17 protein-coding genes are annotated in these 18,665 nt (G+C 40.0%); 11 read left to right on the forward strand and 6 right to left on the reverse strand.

The genetic code is table 11. From position 1 onward, the window contains the following. The first annotated feature begins 265 nt into the window (after positions 1–265). Positions 266–1,282: a UDP-glucose 4-epimerase GalE gene (gene galE, locus I6F40_RS03645; RefSeq protein ID WP_007585049.1), complete on the forward strand. Its 1,017-nt coding sequence runs from the start codon at positions 266–268 to the stop codon at positions 1,280–1,282. A gap of 450 nt (positions 1,283–1,732) precedes the next feature. Here galE and I6F40_RS03650 read toward each other — a convergent pair whose 3' ends face one another. After that, positions 1,733–2,413 carry a Fe2+-dependent dioxygenase gene (locus I6F40_RS03650; RefSeq protein ID WP_165729231.1) on the reverse strand — a complete coding sequence of 227 codons (681 nt, stop codon included), beginning with the start codon at positions 2,411–2,413 and terminating at the stop codon, positions 1,733–1,735. Between the two features lie 77 nt (positions 2,414–2,490). Next, positions 2,491–4,671 (reverse strand): TonB-dependent receptor, encoded by a 2,181-nt coding sequence (locus I6F40_RS03655; RefSeq protein ID WP_197151773.1) that lies wholly within the window; start codon positions 4,669–4,671, stop codon positions 2,491–2,493. A 217-nt stretch (positions 4,672–4,888) separates the two neighbouring features. Between I6F40_RS03655 and I6F40_RS03660 the strand changes: the two genes are divergently transcribed. The 6 genes from I6F40_RS03660 to I6F40_RS03685 are packed head-to-tail and all read left to right on the forward strand — an operon-like array spanning position 4,889 to position 9,874. Continuing rightward, positions 4,889–5,662: a DUF3450 family protein gene (locus tag I6F40_RS03660; protein WP_197192486.1), complete on the forward strand. Its 774-nt coding sequence runs from the start codon at positions 4,889–4,891 to the stop codon at positions 5,660–5,662. Then, complete coding sequence (locus tag I6F40_RS03665; protein WP_197192487.1) at positions 5,662–6,987, forward strand: MotA/TolQ/ExbB proton channel family protein; 1,326 nt, start codon at positions 5,662–5,664, stop codon at positions 6,985–6,987. The genes I6F40_RS03660 and I6F40_RS03665 overlap by 1 nt, the downstream gene beginning before the upstream one ends. Then, positions 6,980–7,360 carry a MotA/TolQ/ExbB proton channel family protein gene (locus tag I6F40_RS03670; protein ID WP_197151769.1) on the forward strand — a complete coding sequence of 127 codons (381 nt, stop codon included), beginning with the start codon at positions 6,980–6,982 and terminating at the stop codon, positions 7,358–7,360. The genes I6F40_RS03665 and I6F40_RS03670 overlap by 8 nt, the downstream gene beginning before the upstream one ends. A gap of 4 nt (positions 7,361–7,364) precedes the next feature. Further along, complete coding sequence (locus I6F40_RS03675) at positions 7,365–7,769, forward strand: ExbD/TolR family protein (RefSeq protein WP_010555259.1); 405 nt, start codon at positions 7,365–7,367, stop codon at positions 7,767–7,769. Between the two features lies 1 nt (position 7,770). Then, positions 7,771–8,427 carry an energy transducer TonB gene (locus I6F40_RS03680; protein WP_197192488.1) on the forward strand — a complete coding sequence of 219 codons (657 nt, stop codon included), beginning with the start codon at positions 7,771–7,773 and terminating at the stop codon, positions 8,425–8,427. A gap of 19 nt (positions 8,428–8,446) precedes the next feature. Then, positions 8,447–9,874, forward strand: coding sequence for a tetratricopeptide repeat protein (locus tag I6F40_RS03685; RefSeq protein ID WP_197192489.1), 1,428 nt, complete (start codon positions 8,447–8,449; stop codon positions 9,872–9,874). A 208-nt stretch (positions 9,875–10,082) separates the two neighbouring features. On the opposite strand, the gene zapE is transcribed toward I6F40_RS03685, so the two are convergent. Next, positions 10,083–11,192, reverse strand: a complete 1,110-nt coding sequence (zapE, locus tag I6F40_RS03690) for a cell division protein ZapE (RefSeq protein WP_197192490.1) — start codon at positions 11,190–11,192, stop codon at positions 10,083–10,085. A gap of 59 nt (positions 11,193–11,251) precedes the next feature. Here zapE and rsuA point away from each other — a divergent pair, with 59 nt between their 5' ends. From rsuA to I6F40_RS03705, 3 genes are all read left to right on the forward strand, one after another. Then, positions 11,252–11,950 carry a 16S rRNA pseudouridine(516) synthase RsuA gene (gene rsuA, locus I6F40_RS03695; RefSeq protein ID WP_197120183.1) on the forward strand — a complete coding sequence of 233 codons (699 nt, stop codon included), beginning with the start codon at positions 11,252–11,254 and terminating at the stop codon, positions 11,948–11,950. A gap of 120 nt (positions 11,951–12,070) precedes the next feature. Then, positions 12,071–12,724 (forward strand): bifunctional tRNA pseudouridine(32) synthase/23S rRNA pseudouridine(746) synthase RluA, encoded by a 654-nt coding sequence (gene rluA, locus I6F40_RS03700; RefSeq protein WP_166377081.1) that lies wholly within the window; start codon positions 12,071–12,073, stop codon positions 12,722–12,724. A gap of 77 nt (positions 12,725–12,801) precedes the next feature. Further along, a complete protein-coding gene (locus I6F40_RS03705; RefSeq protein WP_197192491.1) occupies positions 12,802–13,755 on the forward strand; it encodes a DUF3530 family protein in 954 nt (317 codons plus the stop codon). On the opposite strand, the gene djlA is transcribed toward I6F40_RS03705, so the two are convergent. From djlA to I6F40_RS03720, 3 genes are read right to left on the reverse strand one after another with little or no spacing between them, the layout of a single operon-like run. Then, positions 13,738–14,601, reverse strand: coding sequence for a co-chaperone DjlA (gene djlA, locus I6F40_RS03710; RefSeq protein ID WP_197192492.1), 864 nt, complete (start codon positions 14,599–14,601; stop codon positions 13,738–13,740). The two genes, I6F40_RS03705 and djlA, sit on opposite strands and share 18 nt — an antisense overlap. Positions 14,602–14,632: 31 nt before the next feature. Continuing rightward, positions 14,633–15,289, reverse strand: coding sequence for an N-acetylmuramate alpha-1-phosphate uridylyltransferase MurU (murU, locus tag I6F40_RS03715; protein ID WP_197192493.1), 657 nt, complete (start codon positions 15,287–15,289; stop codon positions 14,633–14,635). Then, positions 15,286–16,287, reverse strand: coding sequence for an aminoglycoside phosphotransferase family protein (locus I6F40_RS03720; RefSeq protein ID WP_197192494.1), 1,002 nt, complete (start codon positions 16,285–16,287; stop codon positions 15,286–15,288). The genes murU and I6F40_RS03720 overlap by 4 nt, the downstream gene beginning before the upstream one ends. A gap of 101 nt (positions 16,288–16,388) precedes the next feature. Here I6F40_RS03720 and lptD point away from each other — a divergent pair, with 101 nt between their 5' ends. After that, positions 16,389–18,641 (forward strand): LPS assembly protein LptD, encoded by a 2,253-nt coding sequence (lptD, locus tag I6F40_RS03725; protein WP_197192495.1) that lies wholly within the window; start codon positions 16,389–16,391, stop codon positions 18,639–18,641. Positions 18,642–18,665: the final 24 nt, after the last annotated feature.

An 18,665-nucleotide genomic window follows, 5' to 3' on the forward strand; every position in this document is an offset into this window, starting at 1 on the left:
AGGTAGACCAATCACAAAAGTGTAGATTGGAGTAAACCTAGCATTAGCTATTACTAGACTCATTTTAGCACTTGTTTATTAACTATAACTTAATCTTACGTATAAAGTGTTACTTGTACTGAGTAAAATGTAATCAAAAGTACTTAATTTACCGTTATTAAAAAAAGATGTTATTTAAACTATAGAAATTACAGATAAAGCATGTAAATCACCTCTATTTATGGTGAAATTAACTCAATTGATAAAAGGTACCCACGGAGCTTTCATGACTATTTTAGTAACCGGTGGCGCTGGCTATATTGGCTCGCACACTGTTTTAGAACTTTTACAGCAAGGTAACGATGTTGTTGTTATTGATAATTTAAGTAACTCATCACAAGAATCACTTGCGCGCGTAAAGAATATTACAGGCAAAGAGGCCACTTTTTACCAAGGCGATATTCTCGATAAATTCTTTTTAGATTCAGTATTTGCAAAACACACAGTTGATAGTGTTATACATTTTGCGGGCTTAAAATCAGTGGGCGAGTCGGTTGCAAAGCCCATTGAGTACTATCAAAACAATGTACAAGGTACGCTTACGCTTGTTGATGCAATGCGCGACGCTGGTGTATTTAAATTAGTATTTAGCTCGTCAGCCACGGTATACGGCGACCCTGCAAGCTTACCAATTAAAGAAGACTTCCCTGTAGGCGGTACTACCAACCCTTACGGCACATCTAAGCTTATGGTTGAGATGATGCTGCAAGATATCGCTAAATCAGATGAGCGCTTTGCGTTTGCTATTTTGCGTTACTTTAACCCAGTGGGTGCACATGAGTCGGGCTTAATTGGTGAAGATCCTAATGGTATTCCAAACAACCTTTTACCATTTATCGCACAAGTAGCGGTAGGGAAATTAAAACAACTCGCTGTATTTGGTGATGACTACGACACAGTTGATGGCACAGGTGTACGCGACTATATACACGTTGTAGATTTAGCTATTGGTCATTTAAAAGCGCTTGATAAAATTGCCAGCAGCACGGGTGCATTAGTTTATAACCTAGGTACTGGTAACGGTTACTCTGTACTACAAATGGTTAATGCATTTATTAAAGCAAGCGATCAGGCTGTGCCTTATCAGGTTTCACCTCGCCGCCCTGGTGATATCGCAGCGTGTTATGCAGCGCCAGAAAAAGCACTTAATGAACTTGGCTGGGAAGCAGTGCGCGGTATTGATGAAATGATGCAAGATACATGGCGTTGGCAGTCAAATAACCCTAACGGTTATAAGGGTTAAGTAAAAAGGGCAAGTCAGAAAACATAGAAATTACGAGCTTCGCTCGTCACGCCAGCAAGCTGCGCGTCTACAAGTAATTTAACCACAGCGTTAAGTTTTGGCTGTAGGCGTAGCGCTTGCTCACGCGAAAAGCGCAGCTTTTAATATTTAAAACTGATTGTTACTTAATTTTGGTTTCTCTAAAGCGCAGCGTCCTCCTGGCCTCGTTGTGAATAAATCACTTAAAATCTTATTGCACAAAGAGAAGAAAAAGAGGAGTAAATGAGAAGAGACCAAAACCTAGAAATTACGAGCTTCGCGCGTCACGCCAGCAAGCTGGGCGTCTACAAGTAATTTAACCACAGCGTTAAGTTTTGACTGTAGGCGTAGAGCTTGCTCACGCGAAGAGCGCAGCTTTTAATTACTTATATCTAATATCCAATATTTAATATTTAATAACGAGTATCTTCGTTATGTCTGCGCCCACTGTCTTAGCAAGTTATGATAAACCCCCGTCAATTGAATAATCTCTGGGCTATCTTCTACCTTGCTGCGCAAACTTTGAATCGACATATCTAAATCAAAGAGTAAACCACGTTTTTCGTCGCTGTTAATCATGCTCTGTAACCAAAAAAATGAGGCTAATCTACGCCCACTCGTTACTGGCATTACACGATGTAAACTCGTTGAAGGGTACAACACCATACTGCCTGCTGGCAGCTTTACGCTATGTGAGCCATAAGTGTCTTCAATAACAAGTTCACCGCCCTCATAGTCTTCGGGGTCATTAATAAATAACGTCATTGATACATCTGTACGAATTTTTACTGGCGTACCCGGCACCTGTCTAATCGCATTATCTACATGCACACCAAACGATTGACCACCTTGATAACAGTTAAAAAGCGGAGGAAAAATTTTTGCAGGAAGTGCAGCCGACATAAACAAATTACTACGCGCAAGAGCTGCCATAATAATGTCGCCGAGCTCTTGGCATTCAGGGCTATTTTCAGGTAGCTGTAAGTTATTTTTTGCTTTGGTTGATTGATGCCCTGCGGTAATACTGCCATCGGCCCACTGCGCTTTAAGCAAAACCTCATGACAATAAGCCACTTCTTCTTTCGTTAGTAGCTCTGGAATTTTAACTAGCATGTGCGCCCTCTCACATTTTCATCAAATAATTAAGGGCAGAGTTAACTCTGCCCTTTTATGCCGTACTTATTTTACTCTTAGAAAGAGTAGCTCGCTGTTAAGCTAAACTTACGACCATCACCTGGTACAAAGTGTCCACCACCTAACTGATCAACGTAATCTTTATCACCTAAGTTTTCACCATTAAACTGCAGGCTCAAATCTTTTGATATGTCATACGCAACCATCAGGTCAAAAATAGTATAACCTGGCGCACGAGAGCGTGTTGACGTAGTCCCGTTGTAACGCTCACCTACATATTGCGCACCTAAACCAAACGATAATTTATCCGACATATCGTACGTAGTCCAAACACTCGCGCTATTTTTAGGCGTACGTGCAAGCTCGTTACCAATTTGAGTTGCGTCGTCGCCTAATGCTTTAGTTACTTCGCTATCTTGGTAAGTGTATGAAGCAATTACAGTCCACTCTTTAGTAATTAGTCCAGTTGCTGAAAGCTCTAAACCTTGTACACGCTGTTCACCACCGAGTATTTCGTCACTTGAGCTATCTGCAAATGGGTCATCAGTACGGGCATTGGTTTTTTCAGTACGGAAAAGTGCAGCATTAGTTTGCAGGCGACCATCCATTAGGCTCCATTTAGTTCCTAATTCATAACTGCGGCTTTCTTCTGCGTCTAAATCAGCTGCATTTGAACGCGTAGATACCGTTAGGCTTTCCGCTGATGGATTGAATGAATTACCTGCGCCTAAATATACACTGCCGTTTTCTGTAGGTTTATAAACTACAGCTGCATTCCAGCTAAATAAGTCGTCACTTGTAGAAATTAAAGCGCTTGGGTCATTGTAATCGTTGTGATAATCCGTAGTGAAGCTATCAAAGCGAATTCCGCCTGTAACTTCCCATTGCTTGTTAAGTGTCACTGTATCAAATGCATAAATAGCTTGGTTTTTAGCTTTAGCTTCAATGCTTGTACCGTCACGGCCGTACACACCCGTAAATGCAATTGTTGCATCAGGATTGTATAAGTCGTTGCGTATTCCATCTTCAATTAGGTTATCAGGCGTAGTTGCAACAAAGTTATGGCGTGTAAACGTTTCATTTGCAAGTTCAACACCCACTACAACATCGTGAGTAAAGCCAGCAAATTCATAGTTACCAATTAAATCAACTTGAAGTGCAGCAAGTGAATTTTCTGTATCACGTGTTTTTTCATCTGCAAAGGTAATGTCAGTGTCTGTTGTAACAGAAAAGTAACGCGGTGCAGTTGTTACTGATTCACGTTTTACTTTACCTAAACGACCTTGAACACGTAACGTAGTATTTTGAGAAAAATCATACTCATAACGAGCTGTTGTTGAGTAGGCTTCAATATCTTCGTAATCACGATAAATATTACCGTAAAAGTTATCAAAATCGACAGGAGAAGGTGAGCGCGCGCTATCTGCAAGTTCAGCTACTGGCGTATCACTGTAAACCCACGGAATGCCGTAATCTGGTAAATTGTCTTGGCGTTGATACTCTAGGTTTAAATCAAAACGGCTGTTTGTACCAAGCCCTGTTGCAAATGCAAACGCAACAGCATTTGTTTCGTTTTCAACATGGTCACGACCTGCAACATCACCTTTATCAGTAAGAAGGTTTATACGTAGTGCGCTTGTGTCGTTTACTTGAATGTTAGTATCAAAACGACCACGGTAATCGTTTTCTGTGCCTAAACGTAGCGAAACGTCGTTAAAGTTGTCTAACTTCGCCTTTTTACTTTCTAAATTAACACTACCACCTGTTGCGCCACGACCAGAAACTGCTGAACCTGGGCCTTTTGCAACTTCAACGGCTTCAATGTTGTAAATATCACGTGTGTAACCTGCAACATCACGAATACCATCTACAAAAATATCATTTGTAGCACTAAAACCACGAATCGACATGCTATCACCAGTAGGTGAACCACCCTCACCTGCTGCTAAAGAAATACCAGACACATTACGCAAAGCATCACGTAAACTATCTACGTTTCTATCTTTCATTACCGCTTGGTTAATTACCGTTACAGTTTTAGCTGTATCGAGTAGCGGTTGAGTGTATTTATGCGACGTTGATTTTTCAACAACATAGCTAGACTCAGTTACCGTTTGTGCTTTTACTACAGCCAGCTCTTGAACATCTTGTGCACTTGCCCAAGTTGAAAGCGTTGCTGTAACAACCGCTGCAATTGGCTTCACGTAGGTATTTACTTTATTCGATGGCTTACTCATGGTTACTCCGTAGTTTTTATTAAGCACTTAACTATTGTTAATTTAAGGTACATATTTAATTTCGGCGAAATCCTACCACTCAAACAACGCAATGTAAACGATAACTGTTATCAATTGCATTGTTATGTGAATTCCTATATTGTATACACACTCAAAAATTAACAGTAATTACGTCCCTGTAATTGCTTGTCGTAACTTTCAGGATTGTTGTTAAGTAATGCGAAGCTTAATTAAACCAATTAGCGTAGTTATCGCGCTTTGTAGCACCATGGCAGTAAAAGCCGACACTGTTAATGAGCTAGAACAACTCGTTAATAAATGGCTACAAATAGAAAATCAAAACACAGAATTAAATACTCATTGGCTTGAACAAAAAAGCAGTATGGAGCAAACCTTAACGCTTCTTAATGCCGAGCAGCAGCAACTTAGCGAGCTTAATCAGCGTAGAAAAAAAAGCACCAGTGAGCTTGCCCAAAAACGCGAACAGCTTGTAACTCAGCAATCAGAACTTGAAAATGATCAACAGCAATTAAATGATCAACTAGCACGTATTTCTGGGCAATTACTTTCATTACAAGTGCAGCTACCTCCGCCACTATTAAACAGTTGGAAAAATGCAGGTGATTTAAGCGATTCAAAACTCAGTACAACTGACAGATTACAAACAGCGCTAAAAATGCTGACTCTACTTAATGATTTTCAACAACGTATTTCTATTCACGAAATGGCTATTAAGCATCCTGACGGGCAAGAAGTGTGGGTAAAGCAGCTTTATTTAGGTGCAGCACAAGCATGGTTTGTAAGCGAAGATTTAAGTTACGTAGGTATTGGTTTTCCAAGTGACTTAGGTTGGCAGTGGGAATTTGACCCAAGCATTAATGCTGAGCAAGTTGCACTGGGTATTGCGGTACAGCAAAAAAAGCGCGCTGCTGATTGGGTAACACTCCCAATATTAAGTTATGTAAATAAAAACCAGCAAGGGGCTAAATAATGGCTACTAACAGCATAATTAAAGTATTTAGCGCCACAGTTTTACTTTTAAGTGCAAATGTTTCTTTTGCAGCTAGCAGTGATGATGCTAAACAAAGTATTTTAAGTGATATTAAAACAGCGCAACGTACTCTAAATAAAACTCAAAATAGTATTTCAAAAGAGCAAGCTACCCTTGCAAAGCAAATTTTTACCAAGCAGCAATCGCTCAGTAAATTACGCGAACAAGCAGCCGTTAATCGCCGCCTAGCTGACGAAAACACATTAAGCCTCGATCAGTTACAAACCCGATTAGACACTTGGCAACAGCAACAGCAATACCAATTAAACTTACTTAGCCGTTTTGTACGCCAAAATACCAGCAATAGTGCGAGCAGTAACGAGTCGACTAATAACCAAAACGAGTTATTAAGCCGCGTTATATCGCAAATTAATAATCAAGAGCAGGCACTTTATCCACAGTTTAAAAAGCAATCAGTTGTGCTAAGTAATGGCGAATTAAGCCAAGCTAATACCCTTCAAGTCGGGCCTGTTGCATGGCTTAGTACGCAAACACCTAAACTTATGGGTTTATTAAATTTGGATGATGAATCTAATGCATTAAAAGTAGCGTTAGTACAATCTACAAGTGACGATAACCCACTCGATAATACTTTAAAGCAAAACGGTGTAGGCTCAACATTACTTACTTTTGATCCTAGTTTAACGCACTTAGTGACTAGCCAAGCCCAACAAGAAAGTCCGCTTGAACACCTAGAAAAAGGCGGTTTATGGGCTATCCCTATTATTTTATTTGCCTGCTTTGCACTAACCATTGCGCTATTAAAAGCCGCGCAACTACTGCGTTTAAGTAAAATTAAAATGCACTCTCAAATGCAATTACAGCAATTTTTTAAAGCTGAAAATAGCAGTGAATTTGCAGGGATGCAGCAGCAGTTATTTAACCTAACGCTGCAAAGCGAAAAAGGGCAAGTGAGAGACGATCAATTATTTAATCAGTTAATTCACGATAAGCATAAACTCGATAACTTTATTGGCGCTATTGCCGTTACGGCTGCAGTAGCCCCACTACTTGGGTTATTAGGCACTGTTAGCGGCATGATCGAAACATTTAAAATGATGACCTTGTTTGGCTCAGGCGACCCAGAAGTTGTATCGGGCGGTATTGCACAAGCACTTATAACAACTGAATTAGGTTTAGTCGTTGCCATACCCGCTCTGGTATTAAATGCATTGCTATCACGTAAAGCAAAAGCGTACTACAGCCAACTAGAAGGCTTTGCATTACAGCTTAGTCAACTAGAAAAAGGAGAAAACAATGTTTGAAAAAATCGTTAGTAACCCAATTTGCTGGTGTATTCTTTTACTCGCTTTATTTGTATACCAGTTAATTTTTCATGACTTACTGCACCTTAAACAATACCAAGCGCAGCGCAAAGGCTACTGGCAAGAGGTTAGCTCTATTTTAACTGCCGCTCTTCCGCTACTTGGTTTATTAGGCACTATTGTTGGGTTGCTCGATACATTTAAAGTAATGGCGCTGGGGCAAAACGAGTTAATGAGTGCAGCCATTGGTGATGCATTACTAACAACTCAATTGGGCCTCGTGTGCGCTATTCCTGCATGGTTAATGCAAGCTTACTTAGCGTATTCGCAGCGTAACCCTAAATTACATACGTTAAGTAAGCAGTTAGGGTAACACTATGCAATCACGATTAAAGCACAAGCTAGAGCAAGAAGCGGGGCAACATATTGATATGTCGCCGCTACTTGATGTGGTATTTATATTGCTAATATTTTTTATTGTTACAACCGTATTTGTACGCGAAAGCGGCGTTGAAGTTGATAAACCACAAGCCGTATCGGCCAGTCGCCTTGAGCAGCAAGTTATATTTTTAGCAATAACCGACTCTCAACAAGTATTTTTTGATGGCAGCCAAATTGGTGTTGCTGGCGTGCGTAGTAGTGTCGAGCAAATGTTAAAACAGCAACAACGCCCTGTGGTAATTCAAGCTGATAAAACAGTACCTACAGAGTTACTTGTTCAAGTAATTGACGAAGCAAAGCTGGCAGGCGCGGCGCAAGTTAACTTAGCTACGAAGCAATAATATGCACACGATTAACTCGCTTCAAAAAACAAAAAACAATCGCCATCCACTGTTTGCATTTGGCCTTAGCCTCATTGTACTTAGTGCTGCATTACTGCTTTTATGGCTTGGACAACTTGCAGAGCATCATATACAAGACAAAGTGGTTGTACGTGAGATTGCCATGGTGGCACTGCCACCTCCTCCTCCGCCATCAATATCGCAACAGCAAACAATTGAGCCAATGCAAAGCTTAGCGGTAGAAGGTGCAGGCGCGTCAATTCAAGCAGTAAAAATTAAGATCAACAGCAATTTAAGTATTGTAAAACCCGATACACCTAACGTAAAAGTAAGCGCGCCACAATGGCAATCAATGAGTGTAAATTGGGATGCATTTAGCCTAAGCGAGCTTGATAGCCCGCCCGTACCACTCACACCTGTAAAAGCGGTAATACCAAAAAGTTTAACTCGCCAAGGTGTCGATGTATTTATTGTAAAGCTCGATGTTTTTATAGATGAAAACGGTAAAGTTACTTTAATCGAAGTATTACAAAACCCATACCCTGAAATTAAACCCGTTGTCGACAGCATCATAAAAAAAATCCGCTTTAGTGCACCTAAAAAAGAAGGTAAAGCGGTTCGTACTCGCTTCACTTTACCAATCGAATTTAAACCTTAAGCCTATTAAAATGAAAAACATGAACGTAATTAAAACGCTAAAACCATTAACTCGCGCAGTTATCACTACTTTAATGTGCTCATTCCCTTTATTAGGTGTAACTAGCGTGCATGCTAGTGCCATGAGTACGCCACTAAAAAGTGCGCCACTAAAAGTAACGTTATCGCCTAGCGATCCAACATGGCAGTTAACTATAAATAATAAATTACTGGGCCCTACAGAAGTTCTGATTGAGCCTAACGAGCGCGGTTTTGCTCGCCAAGTACAACCACTATTGCAAGCTGGTAATTACAGTGAAGTCGCTGCGCTATTTAAAGGCCGTGATATAAGCGAAGATAGCACTGCTTTAAACTTATTACGTGCACAAGTACTGCTTTCAACAAAAGACTTTAATAACGCTGAACTAGCTTACTTAGCGTGTTTAAAAACCTCACCTGATTTAGTAAAAGCACACCAAGGTTTGAGCCTTTTATACATGCAACAAGCAAAGTATGACAAAGCACAAACACACCTAGTTCACAGTATTGAACTTGGCCAAGCTGACGCACAAAGTTATGCGCAACTTGCTTATATACACGTACAGCACAACCAACCTTGGAGCGCAGTAGCGGCCTACCGCCAAGCGCTGATGCTTGCGCCAGAAACAAGCCAATATCAACAAGGGCTATTGTTTGCGTTAATTGAATCGGGTGATTTAAGTCAGGCAAATGCATTATTAAAAGAATTACTCAATAAAACCCCTGATAATGCTGAACTTTGGTTGCAACGTGCACAAATAGCATTACAACTTGATCACAAAAAGCAAGCGCTTGCTGCTATTGAAGTAGCCTTAAAACTCAACCCTAAAGATACCAATAACCAGCTTTTAGCAGCCCAGCTGCATTTAAGTGAAGGCAGCAGTGAACGCGCTGTTAGTTTATTAAAGCAAGGTTTAAAACACGCCACTAAACAGCAGCAAGTTGAGGTTATTAATACCACGATGCAAACTTTAGGCTGGCTTGTATCTCAACAAAAATGGGATTTAGCTAAAGATCTAATAGGCAGCGCAAAAAGATTAACTAAGCAACTACCCCGTGATGAACAAGCCCAGTTTTCTGTATACAGCGCACAAATTGCTATGCAACAAGGTAATACTAAACGTGCTCTTAAAAGCTTAAATAACGCACTTAAAATAAACCCGAATTTAGGTGATGCGCTACTTAGTTTAGCGAGTATATATCGCAGTAAAAGCCAACTTACCCAAGCAAAACTTATGTACGTTCGTGCACAAGCCCTACCTGATTACCAACTATCGGCGTGGCTTGGATTATCGCAAATAGCGATTGATTCTAAAGACTACCCGAGCGCGCTAAAGCATCTTAGAAAAGCATTACAAGCTAACCCACAACGCCAAGACTTAATTACTAATATTCGCGCCCTTGAGAATATAGTGCGCCAAGAGGGGTAAGTTTAACACCGTGGTTAAACTTTCTTGTAGACACAGCTTGCTGGCGTGACGAGCAAAGCTCGTAATTTCTATGTTTTAATGTTTTCTCATTTACTCCTCTTTTGCTTCTATTTGTGCAATAAGATCTTAAGTGATTTATTCACAAAGAAGTTTAGAGGGAGCTGCGCTTCTCACGTGAGCAAGCTCGTTTACAATATATATTAAAGCGTTACCAATTTTGCATTTCGACTATCCGTGATTGCGTGCGTACATATTCAAAGCTTAACTTTTTACCTTTATACAAATGTTCAATATCGGTTTGCGCATTTATCACTAGCAATTTATGGCAATCGTAAAACTCATCTACTAAGGCAATAAAGCGCCGTGCTTCGTCGTCAAAGGTATGCTCATCAAGTGTTTGTTTTTCGCGTTGGTAACTATCTTCTATACCATGAACAATAACTTTACCCGTTGCTTTAACACCCATTTGCGGTACGTTCGATACATATAACACATCAAATTGCGTTGCTAAAAACATATAGTCGTTAGCACTACGTGGGCCTGAACATACCGCCATAAAATCAATCATCAAGGCGTTATCTGCTTTTAATAAATAAGGTAAATCGCGCCCATGCACACTAACTGTATTGCTGCATGTTACAGCTGGATACGAAGCTAAAAACTTATTTTCAAAATCGTGATTTGATAAATTAATAAAATAGTGACGACTGTTTTTACCATATCTAAAACGGTGATCGTCCTCCCCTGCCACGTTAATTATATGGCAATGGTTATTAATTAAATCGATAGTAGGTAAAAATCGCGCCCGTTGCAGGCCGTTGTAATAAAGCTGCTCTGGCTTTGCGTTCGATGTGGCCACCAGCACAACACCTTGTTCAAACAACGCATTAAACAATCTGGCCATAATCATAGCATCGCCAATGTCGCTCACGAAAAACTCGTCAAAACACAATACACGAATATTTTTAGCCCACTGTTTTGCAATTAAGATTAGTGGATTTTTTTGACCTTGTAGCTGCGAAAGCTGGGCATGCACTTGTGCTATAAAATGATGAAAATGCAGCCGCTGCTTTTGTTCAATAGGTAGGTTTTTATAAAATAAATCCATTAACATCGATTTACCACGCCCTACGGGTCCGTATAAATAAACACCTTTTATTAAAGTCGCTTTTTGCCACCATGATGTGTGAGCTTGAAGTTGCTCGCTTAGCGTATTTAAAGCTTCCACTGCATTTTGCTGCGCAGCATCAAAACACAGTTCACCTGTGTCTATTTTTGCTTGGTAAAGGCTTAAAATTTGTGTGCTGTGCACTGTCATGGTATTTCACTATCGGCTATAATCGCGCCCATTGTAGCCCACTAAAAATGTGAACCAAAATGAAATTCCCTTGCCGCTTAGATAAATTTATTAGCCACTTAGCTGAAATACCGCGTACCCAAGCTCGCGCGAGTATTAAGCGAAAAGAAGTAAGCGTTAATGGCGAAGTAATCACATCACATAATTTTCAGCTAGCCCAGCAAGATGAAGTACTGTACCAAGGTACACCTTTGGTATTTTTAGGTAAGCGTTATTACATGCTAAACAAACCTGTTGGCTATGTATGTGCTAACAGTGACGAGCTACATAAAACTGTTTTTGACTTACTTGATGAGCCAAATATGAGTGACTTTCATGTAGCAGGTCGCCTTGATATAGATACCACAGGGTTAGTTATTATTACTAATGATGGCGATTGGTCACATAAAATTACGTCGCCTAAAAGCAATAAATTTAAAACCTACCTCGTCGAAACCCAAGAGCCGATTACCGATGAAGCGCTTGAGCAATTACGTACAGGCGTCATGCTGCATAACGAAAAAGATTTAACCCGCCCAGCTATAGCAGAAAGACTTGCTAATTACGGCCTGCGTTTATCGATAAGTGAAGGTAAGTATCATCAAGTTAAGCGTATGCTTTACGCGGTAGATAACAAAGTGGTTGAGCTGCATCGTGAGCAAATTGCGGGAATTACCCTAGATGAAAACTTGGCCAGTGGTGAATATCGATTATTAACAGCGCAAGAAATTAAGTTATAAAAGCGCTCTAAAGGAGCCTTAGGTTTGGATTATTAGTTAAAACAACATAGCCAAACTTTTACTTGAGCCTGTTGGCTTGCTCTACTAAAATAGTGCCCTTCAAAATTACTAAGGTCGGCCGTGTTAGTTAACTACAATCCCCCTATGAGTCCGTATTTAACAATACTTTTTCAGGATGACGACTTACTTATAGTTAATAAGCCAAGTGAGTTATTAACTGTTCCAGGTAAAGATCCTAAACATGCCGACAGCTTAATTAATCGCGTTAATCGTGTTTTTCCAACAGCAAGAATAGTGCACCGCTTAGATATGGCGACTTCTGGCATACTGTGCCTTGCCATGAATAAAGCAGCGCACAGACATTTAAGTATGCAGTTTCAAGAGCGCGAAACAGCCAAACGTTACATAGCACGTATATACGGACAGCTTGAAGCTGAAACAGGATCAGTAGATTTACCCCTTATTTGTGATTGGCCTAATCGCCCTAAACAAATGGTTGATCACGACAGAGGTAAACCTTCGCTTACGCATTTCAAAATACTTGAGCGTGAAGAAAATGCAACCCGTGTAGAGCTAACGCCCATCACTGGTCGCTCGCATCAACTACGTGTACATATGCTAAGCCTTGGTCATCCTATTTTAGGTGATAGACTTTACGCCCATAAAGAGGCACTTGCTGCTGCTCCTCGCTTACAATTACATGCTCAAATGCTGCAATTAAAGCACCCCGTAACTGAGCAAGTACTTACTTTTGAAGCTGAATTGGAGTTTTAATCAGCTCTAATTAATTCGTCCTAAACTTTTAGCTAACGTTGCCGATACCTAATTAATAGTCATTAGTTAGGTTTATTATGGTGTTTACACGGTTTTTAAAAGGCGCTTTTTTTTACATACAACTTTGTAGCCTGTTAATTTTAGCTAACTCTGTCAGTGCAGCTGAACATATTGCTCCACCTACTTTATCAATTATTGAAAATAGCGACATTGAGCACCTACTCCCAAGCGACGAAATAAAAACAATATTAGCGGGTGAAACAGAATTTTTAAGCCTTTATAGTGAATATATGAGTAGCGACTTCAGAGGGATCGTTTTACTTATACCGGACTGGAATTCTACACCTACTAACAACTCTGGTATGAGCTTTCTGCGTAAAGAGCTTAATAACTTAGGTTATACAACTTACGCGATGACGGTACCCGACATTGATTGGCAAGCAAGTAAAATAAACGAAGTAATCCCTAGCGAAAGTGAAGTAACTCCTAGTAGCACTGAAAAACCAGCATCATCCAGCACCACAACAGACGCGCAACCGCAGCCTGAAAAAATAAAAGATGAGCCTCATTACGTTAATGCAATAGAAAAAGTGTCTGATGACGTACTTGATAACTACAAAATAAATCTAACCTCTCGCTTTAATGCGCTGTATCAAATCGCAATCAAAGACTCTAGTAATATAGTTGTTATTGCACAAGGAACTAGCGCTGGAGTGTTGTTAGAGCACTATGCAGATTTTCCTGTTCAGAGAGTAAATGCGTTTATCAGTTTAAGTAGTTACTTACCTAACACCAAGCGTAACAAGGGGTTAAACCAAACAACGTCACTTGTTGCACCTGCCCTGCTTGATATTTACTATGCTAATGACAGCACAGACATTTTAATGAACCTTAAAAACCGTCAGCGCTGGGTTAACCGAAATGCAAAGTTTGATTACCGTCAACGCCAATTGTTTGGCCTGCGCAATCAACCAGATCAACACGCACGCCTAACAAAAGAAATAGACGGCTTTTTACGCCGACTTTTTTAAGTACTCATAAGCAGCTTGAATATCTTGGCTCTTTTTAACAGCCAATTCCATCATGTGCTTTGGTAAACCTTGCGACACTAATTTATCTGGGTGGTGTTGCGACATAAGTTTACGGTACGCTACTTTTATATCACGCTGCGACGCATCGCTATTTAAACCTAATAATGCCAATGCTTGCGCCCTATCCATATTGTTATTTGGCGGCACATGATGGCCTGAGCCCTCACGGTAACTGCTACTTTGGCCTTGGCTTTGCTGCTGATTAAAACGCTGTTGTTGTTTTCTAAAGTTAAACTCTGCCTGGTAACGTTTTAATACAAATGCAAAGTGTGCTTTAGAAATACCTAGTTGTTTACTTACTTCTGCTAATAATTGCTTTTCTTGCTCGGCTAGCACTCCGTCAGAAAATGCCATTTGGATTTGTATTTCTAAAAACAACTGCATTAAGTCATTTCGTTTTGCAAAGCGCTCTTTAAAGTCATGTACGGTTTCTTTAAGTGAAAAATCGCTCTCTTTCCCCGACTGAAATGCATGCTGAGCTTCTCGGCGTTCTTCACCTTTTAAACCCATTTCGTCCATAAACAAATTAGCTGCTTTTATATGTATTTCGCTAATTCGACCGTTCGATTTAGCAATATGCCCCATTACAGCAAAGCAACTTGAAAAGAACAAAGCTTGGCGCTCATTCACGTCGTCACCACTAAATAAGCTAGAAAAGCCGCCCGCTTTATCAAAGTTATTTTTTAAGCTTTTATCAAACAAATGACCTAGGTATAAACCTAAAATAGCACCAAAAAATTTGCCAAACATAAAGCCAAAACAAAAACCGAGAATTTTTCCCCACATTTATAATACTGCCTTCTTAAAAATTTAGTTATTACGCCTCAAGACGCTTGTTTAATTGATTTAAACGCTCTGGTGTACCAATGTCATCCCACTGACCAATGTAGAGCTCAGTAGAGACTAAATGTTCACTTAGCTTTTCACGTAAAATAGGCCCAAGAGGGCGAATACCTTGCGTTAATCCTTTAAAAAAATCAGCCTGATACCGGCTAATCCCCGAAAATGTGTATTTTTGACTATCAGGCGATAAGTGGCTCAATGCAAAGTCGCCGTTCGGATTATGTGGCGGGTTTTCTATAAGCACTATGTGCGCCTCACCAGGTTGTAAGTGTAACTGCATAAGCGCACTTACATCATAGTCGGTGTATACATCGCCATTAACTACAATAAACGTGTCGCCCAACAGGGGTAACGCTTGAATAATACCACCGGCCGTTTCAAGGCCACCTTCAACTTCTTGGCTATAAAGTATATTTACACCAAATTGGCTGCCATCGTTAAAGTAGTCTTTTATTTTATCACCTTGCCACGCAAGGTTTATTACAATATCGGTAACCCCGGCAGCTTTAAGGCTATTTATATGATGCTCAATAAGTGGTTTTTCTGCCACTTTTAACATAGGCTTTGGCATATTCTGCGTGAGCGGCATCATCCTCTGTCCGCGCCCTGCAGCTAAAATCATCGCTTTCATGAGCGCTCCTTTGCTAACTTTTCAGTCACTTTTGGCACTATGGTATTTTTTGTCCACTCACTCAATGCTCTAAGCTCTGGATAATTCGCTGCTACTTCAGCAATGTAATCAAGAGTCGGTAAAATATTATCTAAATAACCTGTTTTACCATCGCGTAAATATAATCGACAAAATATACCTGCAGCCTTCAAGTGGCGCTGTAATCCTGTTAAATCAAACCAATATTTAAACTCATCAAACGAAGTATTCACCAGTAAATTTTGATCTGTAAATTCTTGATAAGCAAAATCAAGCAAGCTTGTTAACTCTTCTTGGGGCAATTTAAAATAGCAATCGCGCAGTAGCGATACTAAATCGTAACAAAGCGGCCCACGTACCGCATCTTGATAATCTATAATTGCCCACTGGCCGTTACTATTCATAATGTTACGGCTATGGTAATCGCGATGAACGGTAACGGTTGGTTGCTCAAGCATGGTCTGTATTAATAGCTCTGAACTTGTTTGCCACATTACTTTTTGCTCCGCGCTGAGTGGCTCATTAATAAAATCGCTTACTAACCACTGGCTAAATATATCAAGTTCAACTTTTATAAAATCTTCATTATACGCTTGCATAGCAGAAGCTGCCGGCGTTTTAGCCCACTGAGCACTTAAACTAATTAATGCTTGATAGTGTTCGGTGCGGTTTGCATCATCAAGCATGTCAGCTAAGTGCGTACTGCCTAAATCACTAAGAACAAAAAAGCCTTGTTTCTCATCACTTGCAATAATAGTAGGAAGTAAAAAGCCTTGCTCAACAAACACCTGGTTTAGCGAAATATAAGGCTCGTTATTCACTTTTTTTGGATCTGAGTCCATCACTATTAAATGCTTATTATCGTGACTTAAACGGTAATAACGGCGAAAGCTAGCATCACCCGTGATCGCATTTAAAGTATGCGACTTGGCATTAAGGTGTGTGTTTATAAATTGTTGTAAATTATCAAAGCGTGTCATTTTATAATGATATCTATTTTTATAGGTCAATTACTGTAATTGCCATTATTTTCCTTTATTATGTGTATATTATATTAAACACACAGTATTAAGGTCGATAAATGAGCAAAACCTGGGGCATATTGATGCTAAGCGTAGTTAGCGCACCATCGCTTGCCGAAACTGAACTGGCACACAACCTTTGTGGCATTTCAATGCAAACCAGAGCTTGGCAACCACTTGAAGGCCTTAACCTTGGTGAAGTTGATATCCGAGCTGATGATGTTGAGCTGCTTGGCACTCAAAGCGCTGAATTTACCGGCAATGTTGATATTAACACCCTTAAGATGAGTTTGTCCGCACAAACTGCGTTGATAGACAAACAGCGTGGTTTATTAAATGCAACAGGGCCAATTACTTATCAAGATTACGTGAGTAAAGTAAATAGCACCGGACTAAATGCCGATTTAAATAATTCAGAAGTTAGTTTGTTAGGCGCCGACTACAGCCTAACCGAGCAACAAGGCAAAGGCGGCGCTGAAAAACTCACTATTAATCAGTCTGGCCTATTACTCATGAATGCAAGCTTTACTACTTGCCCAAGTGACACCCCAGTATGGGAAATTGAAGCCGACAAAATAAACCTTTCACGCGAAGAAGGCTGGGGCGAAACATACAACGCGGTATTACGTATTCTCGATACACCTGTTTTATATTTACCTTATTTTACATTTCCGCTGGATGAACGCCGTAAATCGGGATTACTAACTCCGACTATTTCAAGCTCTGACAAGTACGGCCTTGAAACGATTACGCCGTACTATTTAAATATTGCACCTAATTTTGATGCCACGATTACTCCTCGTTATATGTCTAACAAAGGACTGCAGTTACAAACAGAATTTAGATACCTAACAGAGCAACACGAAGGCTTAGTGGGGATTGAATATTTAGATAGTGATGATTCTGAGCCAGATTTAAATGAACGCTACATGTTTCATTGGCAACAGCAGAGCTACCTGGGTGAAAATTGGCGTGCAAACGTTGATGTAACGAATGTGAGCGATGATAACTATATCACTGATTTAACTTCAAACTACGCGAGTAAAACAGATACTCAGCTGTATCGAACTGGTTCACTGACTCATTTGGGTGAAACATGGCGCACCGATATTAAAGTGCAAAATTTTGAAGTACTGGGCGATCACTTAGAGTCATATACTGCAATACCACAAGTTAATTTTACGCAAACCGCACCGTGGCGTTTTGATAATTTTGACTTTAGTGTGTCTGGCGAGATGAGTCATTTTACTAATGACTCATCAGAAGTAGCCATAGATAGCGCAACTCGTGTACACGTAGAGCCAAAAGCACGATACAACTATGCCACTCATGCATGGTCTTTTTTATCTGAAGTGAGCTTATTGCAAACTAATTATAAACAAAGCGGAAACTTAACCGGCACGCAATACAGCGATACCGTATCGCGTACTATTCCTAAAGTACGCTTGTACTCTCAGCTTAATTTTGAGCGTGACACGTCTTATTTTATTGAAGATGGTATACAAACTTTAGAGCCGCAAATTCAATATTTATATACACCTAATAAAGACCAGTCAGACATTGGCTTGTTTGATACAACTAAGCTACAAGACGATTATTATGGTTTATTTAGAGACGTGCGCTTTTCGGGTGTTGACCGAATAGCAGCCGCGAATCAGTTTACTATAGGTGCTACAACGCGCTTATTTGATAAAAAGCAAGAAGAAGTATTTAACTTTAGCGCGGGACAAATCTTTTATTTAAGTGATGATGCAAAGCCAACAGAGCAAGACTTAGACTCAGACACTAATTATAATGCACTATTTGCAGCTCAAACCATGTTACATTGGCATCGCCGTTGGTACCTCGCTGGAGGTATTCAATACGATACAGATGGCAAGCAAATGGTACAGTCAAATGTAACGCTAGATTATAAAGGTGATAATAATCAGCTAGTACAATTGAACCATCGCTATGCAGATGATGTCTCAGGAAATACAATCGAACAAGTAGGTGTATTTACAAGTATTCCTATTAGCGACGAATGGCAATTTATTGCGAGTTATCATCGAGATCTTGAAAACAACAGAAGTACCGAAATATTGAGCGGATTACAGTATGAATCATGCTGTTGGGCTATCCAAATTACTGGCCACCGCCAAATTGAGACTGATTTAAATCAGTCAATAGGCCAAGAACAAGCAACTTTTGATTCAGGTATTAGTTTGAATTTTGTATTAAAAGGACTTGGCAGTAAAAGCCGTTATGATGCACAAAAATTATTACAACAAGGTATTTTTGGCTATCGTAGACCGTATTTTCTTAGTAACTAGAGTACTATCAGCAAGAGTAGTAAA

This window comes from Pseudoalteromonas sp. SWXJ133 (assembly GCF_015864365.1).
In the GTDB taxonomy this organism is placed as follows: domain Bacteria; phylum Pseudomonadota; class Gammaproteobacteria; order Enterobacterales; family Alteromonadaceae; genus Pseudoalteromonas; species Pseudoalteromonas arctica.

Excerpts from the sequence above, each read along its gene's own strand:
- galE (WP_007585049.1), top strand. The coding sequence starts at position 266 with ATGACTATTTTAGTAACCGGTGGCGCTGGCTATATTGGCTCGCACACT.
- I6F40_RS03650 (WP_165729231.1), bottom strand. The coding sequence starts at position 2,413 with ATGCTAGTTAAAATTCCAGAGCTACTAACGAAAGAAGAAGTGGCTTAT.
- I6F40_RS03655 (WP_197151773.1), bottom strand. The coding sequence starts at position 4,671 with ATGAGTAAGCCATCGAATAAAGTAAATACCTACGTGAAGCCAATTGCA.
- I6F40_RS03660 (WP_197192486.1), top strand. The coding sequence starts at position 4,889 with ATGCGAAGCTTAATTAAACCAATTAGCGTAGTTATCGCGCTTTGTAGC.
- I6F40_RS03665 (WP_197192487.1), top strand. The coding sequence starts at position 5,662 with ATGGCTACTAACAGCATAATTAAAGTATTTAGCGCCACAGTTTTACTT.
- I6F40_RS03670 (WP_197151769.1), top strand. The coding sequence starts at position 6,980 with ATGTTTGAAAAAATCGTTAGTAACCCAATTTGCTGGTGTATTCTTTTA.
- I6F40_RS03675 (WP_010555259.1), top strand. The coding sequence starts at position 7,365 with ATGCAATCACGATTAAAGCACAAGCTAGAGCAAGAAGCGGGGCAACAT.
- I6F40_RS03680 (WP_197192488.1), top strand. The coding sequence starts at position 7,771 with ATGCACACGATTAACTCGCTTCAAAAAACAAAAAACAATCGCCATCCA.
- I6F40_RS03685 (WP_197192489.1), top strand. The coding sequence starts at position 8,447 with ATGAACGTAATTAAAACGCTAAAACCATTAACTCGCGCAGTTATCACT.
- zapE (WP_197192490.1), bottom strand. The coding sequence starts at position 11,192 with ATGACAGTGCACAGCACACAAATTTTAAGCCTTTACCAAGCAAAAATA.
- rsuA (WP_197120183.1), top strand. The coding sequence starts at position 11,252 with ATGAAATTCCCTTGCCGCTTAGATAAATTTATTAGCCACTTAGCTGAA.
- I6F40_RS03705 (WP_197192491.1), top strand. The coding sequence starts at position 12,802 with ATGGTGTTTACACGGTTTTTAAAAGGCGCTTTTTTTTACATACAACTT.
- djlA (WP_197192492.1), bottom strand. The coding sequence starts at position 14,601 with ATGTGGGGAAAAATTCTCGGTTTTTGTTTTGGCTTTATGTTTGGCAAA.
- murU (WP_197192493.1), bottom strand. The coding sequence starts at position 15,289 with ATGAAAGCGATGATTTTAGCTGCAGGGCGCGGACAGAGGATGATGCCG.
- I6F40_RS03720 (WP_197192494.1), bottom strand. The coding sequence starts at position 16,287 with ATGACACGCTTTGATAATTTACAACAATTTATAAACACACACCTTAAT.
- lptD (WP_197192495.1), top strand. The coding sequence starts at position 16,389 with ATGAGCAAAACCTGGGGCATATTGATGCTAAGCGTAGTTAGCGCACCA.